Raw genomic sequence first — 12,047 nt, 5'->3', positions numbered from 1 at the left:
CAGCGCCGGCAGGGGCGTTGCTCCGACCGGGCATTGCGTTCAAAGACAGCGGCATCCCGGCCGAGGACGCGCTCCGGTCGCGCCCGCCTTCGAACCCGAGCATCCCGTGCCCCCAGACCTGCCGGCTCCGCTGACGACGCTCCTGCCCGATCTCGGTCGGCGCGTGCTCGTGATGGGCATTCTTAATGTCACGCCCGATTCGTTCTCCGATGGCGGCCGCTTCGCCGATGTCGTGGCCGCCCGCACCCAGGCTGAGGCCCTGGTGGCGGAGGGTGCGGCCCTGGTGGATATCGGCGGCGAATCCACCCGCCCCGGCCACGTGCCCGTCCCGGCCGAGGAGGAGCAGGCTCGGATCCTGCCGGTGATCCGCGACCTCGCGGCCCGCCTGCCCGTTCCGATCTCGGTGGACACTTACAAGGCCTCGACCGCCCGGGTGGCGCTGGAGGCCGGCGCCCGCATGGTCAACGACGTCTGGGGCCTGCAGCGCGAGCCCGATATCGCCCGGGTCGCCGCCGATTACGGCGCGCCCGTGATGATCATGCACAACCGCGAGACCATCGATCCGGCCCTCGACATCGTCGCCGACATGCTGCGCTTCTTCGAGCGCTCGCTGGCCATCGCGCGGGCCGCCGGCCTGCGCGACGGCGACATCGTGCTCGATCCCGGTATCGGCTTCGGCAAGAGCTGGGCGCAGCACCTCGAAGCCCTGCGGCGCCTGCCCGAGATCGTGGCCCTCGGCTTTCCCGTCCTCGTCGGCGTCTCGCGCAAATCCCTCCTCGGACGCCTGCACGATGCCGAGACCAAGCCGGTGGACCGGCTCTTCGGCTCGATCGGCAGTCACGTCCTCGCCGCCACCCTCGGGGCGCAGATCGTGCGCGTTCATGATGTCCGCCCGCACGTCGATGCCCTGCGGGTGGTCGACGCCGTGATGGGACGCTCCGCATGAGCGACCGCATCCTCGTCGACCGGATCGCGGTCTTTGCCTTCCACGGCCTCCTGCCCGAGGAGGCCCGCCTCGGGCAGCGCTTCTACGTCTCGCTCGATGTGCGCCTCGACCTCGGGGCGGCCGGGCGTTCCGACGACGTCGCCCGGACCGTGAGCTACGCCGACCTCACCGAGATCGTGACCCGGATCGCCACGCAGCGGCGCTTCGCCCTGATCGAGGCCCTCGCGGAAGCCATCGCGGGCGAGATCCTCGACCGTCACTCGCCCATCACCGAGATCCGCGTGCGGGTGGACAAGCCGAGCGCGCCGGTCCCGGCCGTGATCGACGGCGTCGCCATCGAGATCGTGCGCCGCCGCGAGGCTGCTCGATGAGGCGTGGACCGGACTGGCACGCCGCCTATCTCGGCCTCGGCAGCAATCTCGGCGACAAGGCCGCGACCCTGGCCGATGCGGTGGCGCGGCTGGCGGCCACACCGGGCATCCGCGTCACCGCGCGCTCGTCGAATTATCGCACGCCGCCCTGGGGCGACACCGACCAGGACTGGTTCCTCAACGCCGCGATCGGGATCGAGACCAGCCTCACCCCGCACGAACTCCTGGAGGTGGGCCTCGCCATCGAGACCGCCATGGGCCGGGTGCGCGAACGCCGTTGGGGTCCGCGGGTGATCGATATCGACGTTCTGTCCTACGAGGGCGCGACGATCTCGGATGCGCGCCTCGTACTGCCACACCGTTTCGTGCGCGAGCGCGCCTTCGTGCTGGTGCCTCTGGCCGAGATCGCCCCCACCCTGCGCATTGGGCCGGAGACGGTCGCCGCAGCCCTCGCCAAGCTCGACGCCGCCGGCATCGAGCGGGTCTGATCTGGGCCGGATCTCGATCGGGGATCTGGGATCGACCCCGGCGGAAAGAGCCGCCCTCTCGGCATTCGTGACGCCGACGCAGCCGTCGGTCCAGGCGACGAGGCGGTGCAATGGGCCGAGCCGGGACAGCCCGAGTTGCGTTCGGCGATCGCGTCGGTACTCTCCGGCATGCGCCCGTCGCCCGCGCGGGATTTCTGGCCCTCCGGGCTGACCCCGAGGGAGACCAGATCGGGGCACGAGGATCCCAGCTCCCGCGCAGAGAGGCGTCAGGCGGCGAATGCCTTGCTCCACGCGGATGCGGTCGGCCCTGTCCGGTTCGATCCGAAGGGCCGTCGTGAACCGCGGCCATGGGCGCTGGTCGACGATGCGCGCGCGCAGGGGTCTGAACGACGATGGCGGCGACGGAGCCCATCCGATCGCCGCCATCGCGGTCTCTCTCCTGTCGCCCCCGACATCCTCGGGGGCAATATCAGGGGCTCGGAGCGTCGAGGAGCTTGTTGCCCTCTTCCTCCAGCAGCGGCACGTCGTAGTCGCGCAACACCTTTTCGATATCGGCGCGGCGCTTGCGAAGGATCGTGTTGAGGGTGCGCTTCCAGTCGTTCTCCTCCAGGCGCACCCCGAGGGCGATCCGGAAGGTGAGCGGCGGCCGATCGGGCTCCTGCAGCAGCGCCACCACCGTCATCGGCACGCCGCTGTGCTTGGCGAGCCAGCCGGCGGCGGGCCCCCAGAGGATGGCGGCATCGATGCGCTTCTCGGCGAGATCCGCGATGACCTCGGCCGAGACCGTCTGGTGCTTGCGGGCCGGATCGAGCTGATAGGGCGCGTAGGCCTTCATGGAGCTGACGAGGCCGACCTCGCCCATCCGGTTCACCGGGGGCGTGCCGCCGATGACGCCGATGGACTTGCCCTTCAGCTTGGGATCGTCGAGCCGGGTCACCCCGTCGAACTCGCCCGTGCGGGTGACCAGCGTATAGGCGGAGCGGTAATAGGGATTTGAGTGCTGGACGAGCTCTCCACCGGCGGCCGAGCCGATGATGAGGTCGCAGAGGCCCGTGCCGAGGGTATTGCGGACGAAGCCGGGCCCCTGCGTCAGCCAGTAGTACCGGATCTTGACCTTGAGCTCGTCGGCGATGATCGCGGCGATTCGGTTCTCGAAGCCGTCCTCCTTGCGTTCGGAGAACGGCATGTTTCCGGGATCGCCGCAGACACGCAGAGTGTCCGTCGTCACGAGGTCCGGCAGCGATTGTGCCAGCGCAGGTCGCGCTCCGGCTGCGAGCAGCAGGAGCGCGAGCGCGAGGCCCGTCCGGGAGCCTGGATGCGCCATTAGCCGCCCAGGCACTCCTTCTCAGCCGTCTTGGCGGCCTCGGGCTTGTCTTCCTTGTCGGTCGGGCGGACGCGCGGCATGGCGCCGGACGCCCGGGCCTTCAGGTAGACGTAGAGGTCGTCGGCGTAGCACATGACGTTCTTGTTATCGCCGAAGGCCGGCATCACACGCTCCTGGCCGGCCTGCGAGTCACGCTTGCCGCCAGCGAGGATGCCGATGAACTCCTCGTAGCCGATCGTCTTGAGCGAGTCCTTCAGGGCCGGCGCGTAGGTCGAACCCATGGCATCGGGTCCGTGGCAGACGTGGCACTCGGCGTGATAGCGGCGGTAGCCCGAGTAGGCGTACCAGTCGAACTTCTTGCCATCAGCGGTAATATGGTAGGTGGGGTGACCTTCCGAGTCCTGATACTTTCCGTCCTCGACCTTCACGGCCGCGAACTTGTCGATCAGCTTCGGGTCCTTCTCGGGTGCATTCGGATCGAGCTGATTGGCGAGGGCCGGATCAGCCTTCTTCGCATCCTGGGCCTGCACGGCGAGCGTTGAGACCGACGCGAGAGCGAACGCTGCCGCGAGAGGGCGGATGACGGCTTTGCTAAAGGTGTACAACGACGTTTCTCCCAGGAACACCACGTCGGCTCACCAGCCGCGTGTTTCGCGTGTTGTTCTTCCAATTCTAATCATAAAGGTGCCGGCGCGGAAACCCGCGCCGGCACCCTATGATCTACCGTTGCGTGCGACCGATTAGTTCGGCAGCGAGAAGACGGTCAGCTGACCACCAAGGTTGGTGTAGTTCGAGAGGGCGGCGTAACCACCCACCGCACCGAGACCGGCGTTCGGGTCGGTCAGGCCGGCCGCGAGGCCGATGCCGGCCCAGCCACCGACACCCGACAGGATGCCGACGTACTGCTTGCCCTTGTGGCTGTAGGTCATCACGTTGCCGATGATGCCCGACGGGGTCTTGAACTTGTAGAGCTCCTTGCCGGTCTTGGAGTCGACGGCCTTCAGGTAACCCTCGAGGGTACCGTAGAACACGACGTCACCAGCGGTGGCGAGGGCGCCCGACCACACCGAGAACTGCTCCTGGTTCGACCACTTGATCTTACCAGCGACGCCGTCCCAGGCGATGAAGTTACCCATACCGCCGTGGCTGTTGGGGGCCGGGTACATGGCCAGCGTCGCGCCGACGTAGGGCTGACCCGGGGTGTAGGAAACCCGGAACGGCTCGTAGTCCATGCAGACGTGGTTGGTGGGCACGTAGAACAGGTTGGTCTTCGGCGAGTAGGCCGCAGGCTGCTGGTCCTTGGTGCCGAGAGCGGCGGGGCAGATACCCTTGGAGTTGGTATCCTCACCGTTCTGCTCGGTGGAGTACTTGGCCTGGACGAGCGGACGACCGTAGGTCTTGGAGCCCTTGTCCATGTCGACCTTCGAGGCCCAGTTCACGACCGGATCGAACTTCTCGGCGACCAGGAGTTCGCCGGTGGCGCGATCGAGGGTGTAGCCGAAGCCGTTACGGTCGAAGTGGGTCAGGAGCGGACGCTCCTTGCCGTCAACCTTCTGATCCGTGAGGATCATCTCGTTGATGCCGTCGTAGTCCCACTCGTCGTGCGGGGTCATCTGGTAGACCCACTTGGCGGCGCCCGTGTCGGGGTTACGCGCCCAGATCGTCATGGACCACTTGTTGTCGCCCGGACGCTGCTTGGGGTTCCAGGTCGAGGGGTTGCCCGAGCCGTAGTACATCAGGTCGAGCTTGGGATCGTAGGAGAACCAGCCCCAGGTGCAGCCGCCGCCGGTCTTCCACTGATCGCCTTCCCAGGTCTTCAGCGAGGAGTCCTTGCCGACCGGCTTGCCGAGCGAGGTGGTCTTCTCGGGGTCCATGATCATGTCGGCGTCGGGGCCCTGGGAGTGGCCGCGCCACACCTTCTTGCCCGTCTTGGCGTCGTAGGCGGTGACGTGACAGTTCACGCCGAACTCGCCGCCGGAGATGCCGACGATGATCTTGTCCTTCACCGGGAGAACGGTGGCGGTGTTGGTCTCACCCTTCTTGGGGTCGCCGTTCACCACAGACCAGTTCACCTTGCCGGACTTCGCGTCCAGCGAGACGACGGTCGTGTCGGCCTGGTGCAGGATGATGGCGCCATCGGCGTAGGCGAGGCCACGGTTGACCGTGTCACAGCACATGACCGGAATGACCGACGGGTCCTGCTTGGGCTCGTACTTCCAGACGATCACGCCGTCCTTGTCGAGGTCGAGGGCGTAGACGATGTTCGGGAAGGGGGTGTGAACGTACATCATGTTGCCGACGACGAGCGGGGAGCCCTCGTGGCCGCGCAGCACGCCGGTCGAGAAGGTCCAGGCCACCTGGAGCTGCTTGACGTTGCTGGCGTTGATCTGGTCGAGCTTCGAATAGCGCGTGTTGGCATAGTCGACGGTCTGAAGGACCTGCTCGGCCGGGTTGGCCGTGCGCTTCAGGACGTCTTCGTTGGCGAACGCCGTGGTCGAAGCGACCATGCCGGCGCCGAGTGCGAGAAGATGTACCGCTCTCATGGATTCCTCCGACAGATCTTGCAGCCGCCATCATGCGGAAAACCCGCAGGATCACGCCGTGATCTGACTGTTTGCGACAGGGATAGGTTCGCCTCGGTAGCGGACGCCAAACCCTTATTTCCAAACCACTAATGGCCAGGACGGGGTTTGTGTAGTCAGGGGCCGCTATCCCTTTGCGGCGCCCCTCGAAACCGAAGCTTGAATGAACTCTAAGAAAAATTCGGCCGGCGTCAACTCGCTTGCGCCCTGTGCTTCCAGGCTTCGCACAAGTCCTCGTGAGCCTTTGGCCGACATTCTGTCAGGCTCACGCTTCGCAGCATCGGATTGTGCGTTGCAATATCTCAAATTGGTAAGACAAAGTGTTTTAAACAGCTTGGCCTCATCATCATGCGTTTGGCGCATGTAGCCTGAGCTTGGCCGGTATGGTCATGCGATCGAAGCTATGTTCGCAGCAAAAGAGCCCCTGCGAGAAGATGCGTTCGTGAAATAAAATGCCTAAAAGGAGGTATATTTCAAAATCACGTGCCGGAGCGGGGGATTGTGATGGTCATATCCGGCATCCGCGGAACCCTGGGGATGCTCATCGGATGCGCGGTCTCGCCGCATCCGGTCTGGGAAAAGTGAAGACAGCGCGCGAGCGAGGCGCGAGCATTGTCCGATCCGGGGCGAATCAGCTTGCGATGATGCCCGGGAATCGGGCGGCGAGGGACGCTCGGTTCGCCTCCATCCAGCCGCGTTCGCGCTGGCCCCGCGGCCGATCCAGGGTGATCGTGCCGAGGAGGCTCGCCGGTCGTCCCGAGACCAGGAGCAGGCGATCGGCGATCTCGAGGGCCTCGGCCACGTTGTGGGTGACCATGAGGACGCCCATGCCGGAGCCCTCCACCGCCGCGACCACGAGGCCGCGCAGGGCCGCCGCCGCATTGTCGTCGAGGGAGACGAAGGGCTCGTCGAGGATGAGGATGCGCGGCTTCTGCGCGAGCGCCCGGGCGAGCGAGACCCGCCGGGCCATGCCCAGCGACAGAGCGCCCGGGTAGCGGCCCCGCCAGGGAGTCAGGCCGAGAGAGTCGAACAGGGCATCGAGGTTCTGGGTGCGGGCCGGCCGCGGCAGGGCGAGGCGGACGTTCTGCTCGACGGTGCGCCAGGGCAGCAGCCGCGGCTCCTGGAACGCCATGGCGATGCCGGCCTCGTCCGGCGGCGGCGTGACGCGGCCCTCGTAATCGGCGTCGAGCCCGAGGAGGATGCGCAGGGTCGTGGTCTTGCCGGCCCCCGAGGGGCCGATCAGGCAGGTGATGGCGCCCGCCGTCACCGTGAAGGCGAGGTCGCGCACCGCCTCCACGGGCTCCGGGCCGGCACTGCCATAGACCTTGCGGAGGATGTCGACCCGCAGGGCCGCGCCCGCGCCGTCGGAGGCGGGAACGGCGATCCCCTCAGCGCCAGCGTCGGACATAGGCTTCGAGCCGCTGGAGGATGAGGATGTCGATGGCGATCATCACGCTCATGAACACGATGCTATAGCCGACGATTGCCGCCACGTTCAGGCTCTGGACGAAGTAGTAGTTGATCGCGAAGCCGACGCCGTTGGGCCGGCCGAGAAGCTCGATCACCAGCACGATCTTCCAGGCGAGCGACAGGCCGGAGCGCGCGGCGGCCACCGCGAAGGGCTGGAGCTGCGGCACCAGCACGTGCGCGATCCAGGTCCGCCGGTCGAAGCGGTAGCTGCGCGCCATCTCCTCCAGTTGCGGATCGAGGCCGCGGGCCCCCTCGCGCAGGATCACGGCGACGTTCGGCAGCTTGTTCAGGACCACGGCGACGATGGCGGCCGCCTCGTTCAGGCCGACCCAGATGTAGGCCAGCACCGTGATCACCAGGGCGGGCGTGTTGAGGAGAATGAGGAGCGGGGTGTCGAGGACGAGGTTGAGCCGGCGCGAGCGCCCGAGGGCGATCCCGAGGAGCACGCCCAGTGTCATGGCCAGGAAGAAGGAGATGCCGACCCGCGAGAGGGTGATGCCGACGTTCCACCACAGGTCGCCGGTGGCGGATTCGCGCACGATGAAGTCCAGGATCGCCAGGGGCGCCGGCAGCAGCCGCGAGCCCGCGGCCGAGGCCGCGACCTGCCACCCCGCGAGGAGGACCAGCACGGAGGCGAGACGGGTGGCAAAGCCCATCGGATCAGGGCGTCGGACGCGCGGAGGGCGGGCGCGGGGCGGCCTCAGCCATTGCCGGTGCCGTCGAAGTACAGGCCCGCGGGGAGCGTCGTGCCCGCGCCGACCAGGCGCTCGCCGCCGAGCCGGGCCATCACGCTGAACAGCGTCTCGCCGTCTTTGCGCTCCGTGGCGAGGGGCCGGCGCGGGACGCCCGCGAGGAAGTCGCGCTTCAGGGCCTGGAAGGTGGCCTCGTCGTCGGCCGACATCAGGGGGCGCACAACGTCCCAGGCAGCGGGATCGTTGGCGAGGAGATCCTTGGCGGCCTTGGAGGCGCGGGCGAACCCCGTCACCGCCTCGCCCTTGTCCTTCACGGTGGCGTCGTCGAGGAGGTAGCCGATCAGGGCCATCGAGCCGGTGGCGCCGAAGGCGCGCATGATGTCGTCCGAGCCGATCAGGCGACGGAAACCCTTGGGCTCCAGGCGGGCGCAGTAGGTCCAGTACAGCAGCCCGGCATCGAGCTCGCCCTGCTCCAGCTTCAGCGCCAGGAGGGGCGGCGCGCCGAACGCGATGGTGGCCTGGGTCTCGAGGTCGATGCCGACGGTGTCCCGGGCCTGGGCCTTGAGCAGGAGCCAGTTCTTGTCGAGGGGGCCCCCGGCCACGCCGAGGCGCTTGCCCTTGAGGTCGGCCAGCGTCCGGATCGGGCTGTCGCCCGGCACCATCAGCGAGCCCTCGGTGGTCGAGTAGGGGAAGAAGCGGATCGCGCGGCCCTCGTTGCCGAGCCGTGCGGCCCAGAGCAGGTCGCCCACGATGGTGTCGACCTGGCCCCCCAGGAAGGCGATCCGTGCCGCGTCGTTGCCGGCGAGCTTGACCACGTCGAGGGTGAAGCCGTTGGCGCTGTCGAGGCCGCGCGCCTTGATCACCGCCGCTTCCCAGGAGACCGTGCCGAACGGCAGGCTGCCCACCCGGAAGGACGGCCCGGCCGCCCGCGCCGGCCGGGCGAGGCTCCAGGGCAGGGGCAACAGTGCCGCCGTCGCGAGCAATCCGCGCCGTGACAGCATGAGGGACTCTCCCTGGTTTCCAAGTCGAACGCTCGGGGTGTCCCGTGAAGGCCGGCGTTGGTTGGCAATCTTCATAGGAGGTCGGGCCCAGGGCGTCCACAGGACGAATTGGCAAGTCCAACGGGCGGATGGTCGCTTCCGAACTGGCCAATCCTTCCGGATCCGGCGCGACACCTTGCGAACCGGGCGTGATCCCTTGCGCACGGCCGGGGCCGGGCGCAGAGAGTCGGCAACGCTGCGTGTTCGAGGGAGAGTGGGACCATGGCCGGCACACGGGACGACGTGATCGACGACGCCACCGTCACGGAGCGCCTCGCGCGCGAGCTTCCGGCCTGGCGCCTGGAAGAGGGCTGGATCCGGCGCACCTACAAGACCGCGAGCTGGAAGGGCACGCTGATGGTGATCAACACGGTCGGCCACCTCGCCGAGGCCGCCTGGCACCACCCGGACATCACCGCCTCCTACGCCTGGGTCGAGGTTCGGCTGACCAACCACGCCGCCAAGGGCATCACCGAGAAGGACTTCGCCCTGGCCGCCAAGATCGAGGAGGTGGTCGGCTGGCAGCCCGGCACCGAGGGCGGCGCGCTCGAGGGCACCCCCACCGATCCGCGCTTCGCCTACATCAAGTACGACAAGTAGTCGGCCGCGTCCGGGTCAGTCGGCCTGCTTCACCCGGCGGCACTCGGTCTTGAGGTAGCTCGTCTTGCCGACCTCGTCCCGTAGGTCGGTGCGGGCGATGATCTCCTGCCAGCCGTTGGTGCAGCCGAGCTCGTTGGCGACGCGGACCTTGCGGACTTCGCTGGCCTTGTCGTCGGTGCAGGCCTCGATCGGGATCCCGTTGGCGCAGACGAGGACCACGGCGATGAAAGCGTTCATGGGCGAGCTCCGGCGGTTCGTTGCCGGACAGGTACGCCACCGGCGCCCCTCCGGTCTCAATCGATCGTGAGAATGTGATCGGCGGAGAAGTCCCGCCCCTCCACCGGGTTCGCCACCCAGCGGGTCCGGCCGATCCACAGGTCGTGCCCGGCATGGAAATGGCCCGAGACCCAGAGGTCGGGCCGGTCCGCCTCGGGCAGGTCTTCCAGGGCGGTGGTGGCGTAGAAGGCCGGGACCCACCAGGGCACGCCGGGCACGTGGCGGAACGCCTCGGCCGCGCGCGGGCTCGCCGGGTGATGGGTGACACAGACGGTCGGGCCGGCATGGGGCTGCGCCAGGGCGGCGGCCAGCAGGGCACGCTCCCGCTCATGGGCCGCCATCGCGTCGGCGGGCGACCAGGCCGTGCCGTCACCGTTGCGGATGGAGCCCCGATACTCCCGCGAGCCCGTAACCGGATCGGTCATCCGCGCGGCCGCGTAGGCGACCGGATCCGACGGCGCGTCGGCGCCGCTCTCGTCGAGCCAGAGGCCGGCCAGCGACCAGTCGCTCCACAGGGTCGTGCCGACGAAGCGGACACCGTCGAGGACGATCGCCGCCCCGCGCTGGAGCAGGTGGATGTCCGCCCCCTCCCCGTTCAGGCGCAGTACCTCGGTCTCCAGGGCGGCGAGGAGTTCCGGAGCCGTGCGCCGGTCGCCGGTGGGCGCGTAGTGCTCGTGGTTGCCCGGCACCAGCACGATCGGGCGTCCCTGCGCCAGGGTCATCAGGGCCGCGAGCCCCGATTCGGGCCTGCCCTCGTGCAGGTCGCCGGGGCAGACCAGCACGTCGAAGGGCCGGGTCGGGCGCGGGATGACGTCGAGGCGCCGGCGCTCGAGGTGCAGGTCGGAGATGGGGAACAGGCGCATGGCGGGGGCTCGAAGCCTCTCAGGGAACCGGACTCTCGGACACGGCCTTGGCCGCGCGCCACTCGGCGCGGGCGGCCTTCAGGATGTCGCCCGCCGAATCCGCGTTGAGGATGGCGATGCCGGCCGCCGCGATGAGGTCGGGCCAGGCCGACAGGGTCAGGGCGGTGGCGAGGCCGGCGGCGATGATCGCCAGGTTGGCGAAGGCGTCGTTGCGGGCGGAGAGGTAGGCCGCCCGGGTCAGGCTGCCGCCGCCCGAGCGGTGGCGGGCCAACATCATCGCGCAGGTGAGATTGACCGCCAGCGCCCCCATGCCCGTGAGCGTCAGGGGGATCGGGGCCGGCGGCGCCATCGTGGCGAACTTGATCCAGGCGGCATAGGCGGTGGCGAGCGCCGGCAGGAGCAGGATGACGGCGAGGACGGCCCCGAGCCGCGCCCGGTTGCGCACGCTCCAGCCGATCCCGGCGAAGATCAGCAGGTTGATCGCCGCGTCCTCGAGGAAGTCGAGGCTGTCGGCGATGAGCGCCAGCGAGCCGATCGCCAGGGCGACCGTGATCTCGATGCCGAAATACGCGAGGTTCAGCCCGGCGACGCGGGCGACCACCGGGCGCAGGGTGGCGGACGGGGTGGGCGTGGCGGACACGGGCGGCGGCTCGTCTCGTGACGGTGCGGTCTTCAAGGTGAGGTCCCCGGACCCGGGCCCGGCGCCTCGCGGCAAGGGTCTCCATGGCGCGAAGTGCCTCCGTCTGTCGAGGCTCACGACTCGGCGCGATGCTTTTCGGCTGCCGGATACTGGATTTGGCCCGCCGCCTGTGCGAGGCGAAAAGCCACGCCGCACGAGACCCGCGTGCCACACCCGAAGTCAGGGGAAACTGCCGATGATGCCCGAACTGCGCGTCCTGTACTTCGAGGATCTCGAGGTCGGCCTTTCCGAGACGCTGAACAAGGTCATCGCCTCCTCCGACGTGGTGGGCTTCGCCGAGATCACCGGCGACCGCAATCCGATCCACCTGTCCGAGCACTTCGCGGCGCGCACGCCCTTCGGCACCCGGATCGCCCACGGTCTCTACACCGCCGGCCTGATCTCGGCGGTGCTCGGCACCCGCCTGCCCGGCCCCGGCGCGGTCTATATCAGCCAGACCCTGAACTTTCGCGCGCCGGTGCGCATCGGCGACACCGTCGAGGTCACGGTCGAGGTGGCCGAACTCGTCCCGGAGCGCCGCCGTGCCCGCCTGAAATGCACCTGCTCGGTGGCCGGTGAGGTCGTCCTCGACGGCGAGGCCCTGGTGAAGGTGCCGACCAAGGCCGAGGCCGATCCCCTGGCGGTGCGCATGGGCGGGCGTCCGGCGAGCGCCTGACGCTGCCTTGGCCGCCCCTTGCCGACCCGCGCCGATCGCC

The 12,047-nt window shown here is 68.6% G+C and carries 14 protein-coding genes; 5 read left to right on the top strand and 9 right to left on the bottom strand.

The features are described from left to right. Positions 1 to 172 precede the first annotated feature (172 nt). The 3 genes from folP to folK are packed head-to-tail and all read left to right on the top strand — an operon-like array spanning position 173 to position 1,805. Positions 173 to 946: a dihydropteroate synthase gene (gene folP / locus ASF41_RS07520; RefSeq protein ID WP_156394257.1), complete on the top strand. Its 774-nt coding sequence runs from the start codon at positions 173 to 175 to the stop codon at positions 944 to 946. Next, positions 943 to 1,317 (top strand): dihydroneopterin aldolase, encoded by a 375-nt coding sequence (gene folB / locus ASF41_RS07515; protein WP_056492078.1) that lies wholly within the window; start codon positions 943 to 945, stop codon positions 1,315 to 1,317. Before folP ends, folB begins: the two co-directional genes overlap by 4 nt. Continuing rightward, positions 1,314 to 1,805 carry a 2-amino-4-hydroxy-6-hydroxymethyldihydropteridine diphosphokinase gene (gene folK, locus ASF41_RS07510; protein ID WP_056220262.1) on the top strand — a complete coding sequence of 164 codons (492 nt, stop codon included), beginning with the start codon at positions 1,314 to 1,316 and terminating at the stop codon, positions 1,803 to 1,805. Before folB ends, folK begins: the two co-directional genes overlap by 4 nt. Positions 1,806 to 2,274: 469 nt before the next feature. On the opposite strand, the gene xoxJ is transcribed toward folK, so the two are convergent. From xoxJ to ASF41_RS07480, 6 genes are all read right to left on the bottom strand, one after another. Then, positions 2,275 to 3,129, bottom strand: coding sequence for a rare earth element methanol dehydrogenase accessory protein XoxJ (xoxJ, locus tag ASF41_RS07505; protein WP_056348590.1), 855 nt, complete (start codon positions 3,127 to 3,129; stop codon positions 2,275 to 2,277). After that, the gene (locus ASF41_RS07500; protein ID WP_082486902.1) at positions 3,129 to 3,734 is read right to left on the bottom strand and encodes a c-type cytochrome, methanol metabolism-related; all 606 of its coding nucleotides are present in this window, start codon (positions 3,732 to 3,734) and stop codon (positions 3,129 to 3,131) included. Before ASF41_RS07500 ends, xoxJ begins: the two co-directional genes overlap by 1 nt. A 135-nt stretch (positions 3,735 to 3,869) precedes the next feature. Then, entirely contained in the window at positions 3,870 to 5,672 is a 1,803-nt protein-coding gene (gene xoxF1 / locus ASF41_RS07495) for a lanthanide-dependent methanol dehydrogenase XoxF1 (protein WP_056492075.1), read from the bottom strand. 670 nt (positions 5,673 to 6,342) lie between these two features. Then, entirely contained in the window at positions 6,343 to 7,119 is a 777-nt protein-coding gene (locus ASF41_RS07490) for an ABC transporter ATP-binding protein (RefSeq protein ID WP_056492072.1), read from the bottom strand. Continuing rightward, positions 7,100 to 7,837 carry an ABC transporter permease gene (locus ASF41_RS07485; protein WP_056220251.1) on the bottom strand — a complete coding sequence of 246 codons (738 nt, stop codon included), beginning with the start codon at positions 7,835 to 7,837 and terminating at the stop codon, positions 7,100 to 7,102. Before ASF41_RS07485 ends, ASF41_RS07490 begins: the two co-directional genes overlap by 20 nt. A 44-nt stretch (positions 7,838 to 7,881) precedes the next feature. Further along, positions 7,882 to 8,874: an ABC transporter substrate-binding protein gene (locus ASF41_RS07480; RefSeq protein ID WP_056492069.1), complete on the bottom strand. Its 993-nt coding sequence runs from the start codon at positions 8,872 to 8,874 to the stop codon at positions 7,882 to 7,884. Between the two features lie 261 nt (positions 8,875 to 9,135). Between ASF41_RS07480 and ASF41_RS07475 the strand changes: the two genes are divergently transcribed. Then, positions 9,136 to 9,513: a 4a-hydroxytetrahydrobiopterin dehydratase gene (locus ASF41_RS07475; protein ID WP_056348584.1), complete on the top strand. Its 378-nt coding sequence runs from the start codon at positions 9,136 to 9,138 to the stop codon at positions 9,511 to 9,513. 15 nt (positions 9,514 to 9,528) lie between these two features. Here ASF41_RS07475 and ASF41_RS07470 read toward each other — a convergent pair whose 3' ends face one another. From ASF41_RS07470 to ASF41_RS07460, 3 genes are read right to left on the bottom strand one after another with little or no spacing between them, the layout of a single operon-like run. After that, positions 9,529 to 9,750: a hypothetical protein gene (locus ASF41_RS07470; RefSeq protein WP_055949561.1), complete on the bottom strand. Its 222-nt coding sequence runs from the start codon at positions 9,748 to 9,750 to the stop codon at positions 9,529 to 9,531. A 56-nt stretch (positions 9,751 to 9,806) separates the two neighbouring features. Then, positions 9,807 to 10,652, bottom strand: a complete 846-nt coding sequence (locus tag ASF41_RS07465; RefSeq protein WP_056220241.1) for a metallophosphoesterase — start codon at positions 10,650 to 10,652, stop codon at positions 9,807 to 9,809. Between the two features lie 19 nt (positions 10,653 to 10,671). After that, complete coding sequence (locus tag ASF41_RS07460) at positions 10,672 to 11,292, bottom strand: cation transporter (protein ID WP_056220238.1); 621 nt, start codon at positions 11,290 to 11,292, stop codon at positions 10,672 to 10,674. Between the two features lie 235 nt (positions 11,293 to 11,527). Here ASF41_RS07460 and croR point away from each other — a divergent pair, with 235 nt between their 5' ends. Next, on the top strand, positions 11,528 to 12,007 hold the full coding sequence (gene croR / locus ASF41_RS07455; RefSeq protein ID WP_055949554.1) for a 3-hydroxybutyryl-CoA dehydratase: 480 nt from the start codon (positions 11,528 to 11,530) through the stop codon (positions 12,005 to 12,007). Positions 12,008 to 12,047: the final 40 nt, after the last annotated feature.

The sequence above is a fragment of the Methylobacterium sp. Leaf111 genome (assembly GCF_001423285.1).
Lineage (GTDB): Bacteria > Pseudomonadota > Alphaproteobacteria > Rhizobiales > Beijerinckiaceae > Methylobacterium.
This window is presented reverse-complemented; position numbering and strand designations above follow the sequence as displayed.

Coding starts and splice junctions, on each gene's coding strand:
- folP (WP_156394257.1), top strand. CDS start 173: ATGGGCATTCTTAATGTCACGCCCGATTCGTTCTCCGATGGCGGCCGC.
- folB (WP_056492078.1), top strand. CDS start 943: ATGAGCGACCGCATCCTCGTCGACCGGATCGCGGTCTTTGCCTTCCAC.
- folK (WP_056220262.1), top strand. CDS start 1,314: ATGAGGCGTGGACCGGACTGGCACGCCGCCTATCTCGGCCTCGGCAGC.
- xoxJ (WP_056348590.1), bottom strand. CDS start 3,129: ATGGCGCATCCAGGCTCCCGGACGGGCCTCGCGCTCGCGCTCCTGCTG.
- xoxF1 (WP_056492075.1), bottom strand. CDS start 5,672: ATGAGAGCGGTACATCTTCTCGCACTCGGCGCCGGCATGGTCGCTTCG.
- ASF41_RS07490 (WP_056492072.1), bottom strand. CDS start 7,119: ATGTCCGACGCTGGCGCTGAGGGGATCGCCGTTCCCGCCTCCGACGGC.
- ASF41_RS07485 (WP_056220251.1), bottom strand. CDS start 7,837: ATGGGCTTTGCCACCCGTCTCGCCTCCGTGCTGGTCCTCCTCGCGGGG.
- ASF41_RS07480 (WP_056492069.1), bottom strand. CDS start 8,874: ATGCTGTCACGGCGCGGATTGCTCGCGACGGCGGCACTGTTGCCCCTG.
- ASF41_RS07475 (WP_056348584.1), top strand. CDS start 9,136: ATGGCCGGCACACGGGACGACGTGATCGACGACGCCACCGTCACGGAG.
- ASF41_RS07470 (WP_055949561.1), bottom strand. CDS start 9,750: ATGAACGCTTTCATCGCCGTGGTCCTCGTCTGCGCCAACGGGATCCCG.
- ASF41_RS07465 (WP_056220241.1), bottom strand. CDS start 10,652: ATGCGCCTGTTCCCCATCTCCGACCTGCACCTCGAGCGCCGGCGCCTC.
- croR (WP_055949554.1), top strand. CDS start 11,528: ATGATGCCCGAACTGCGCGTCCTGTACTTCGAGGATCTCGAGGTCGGC.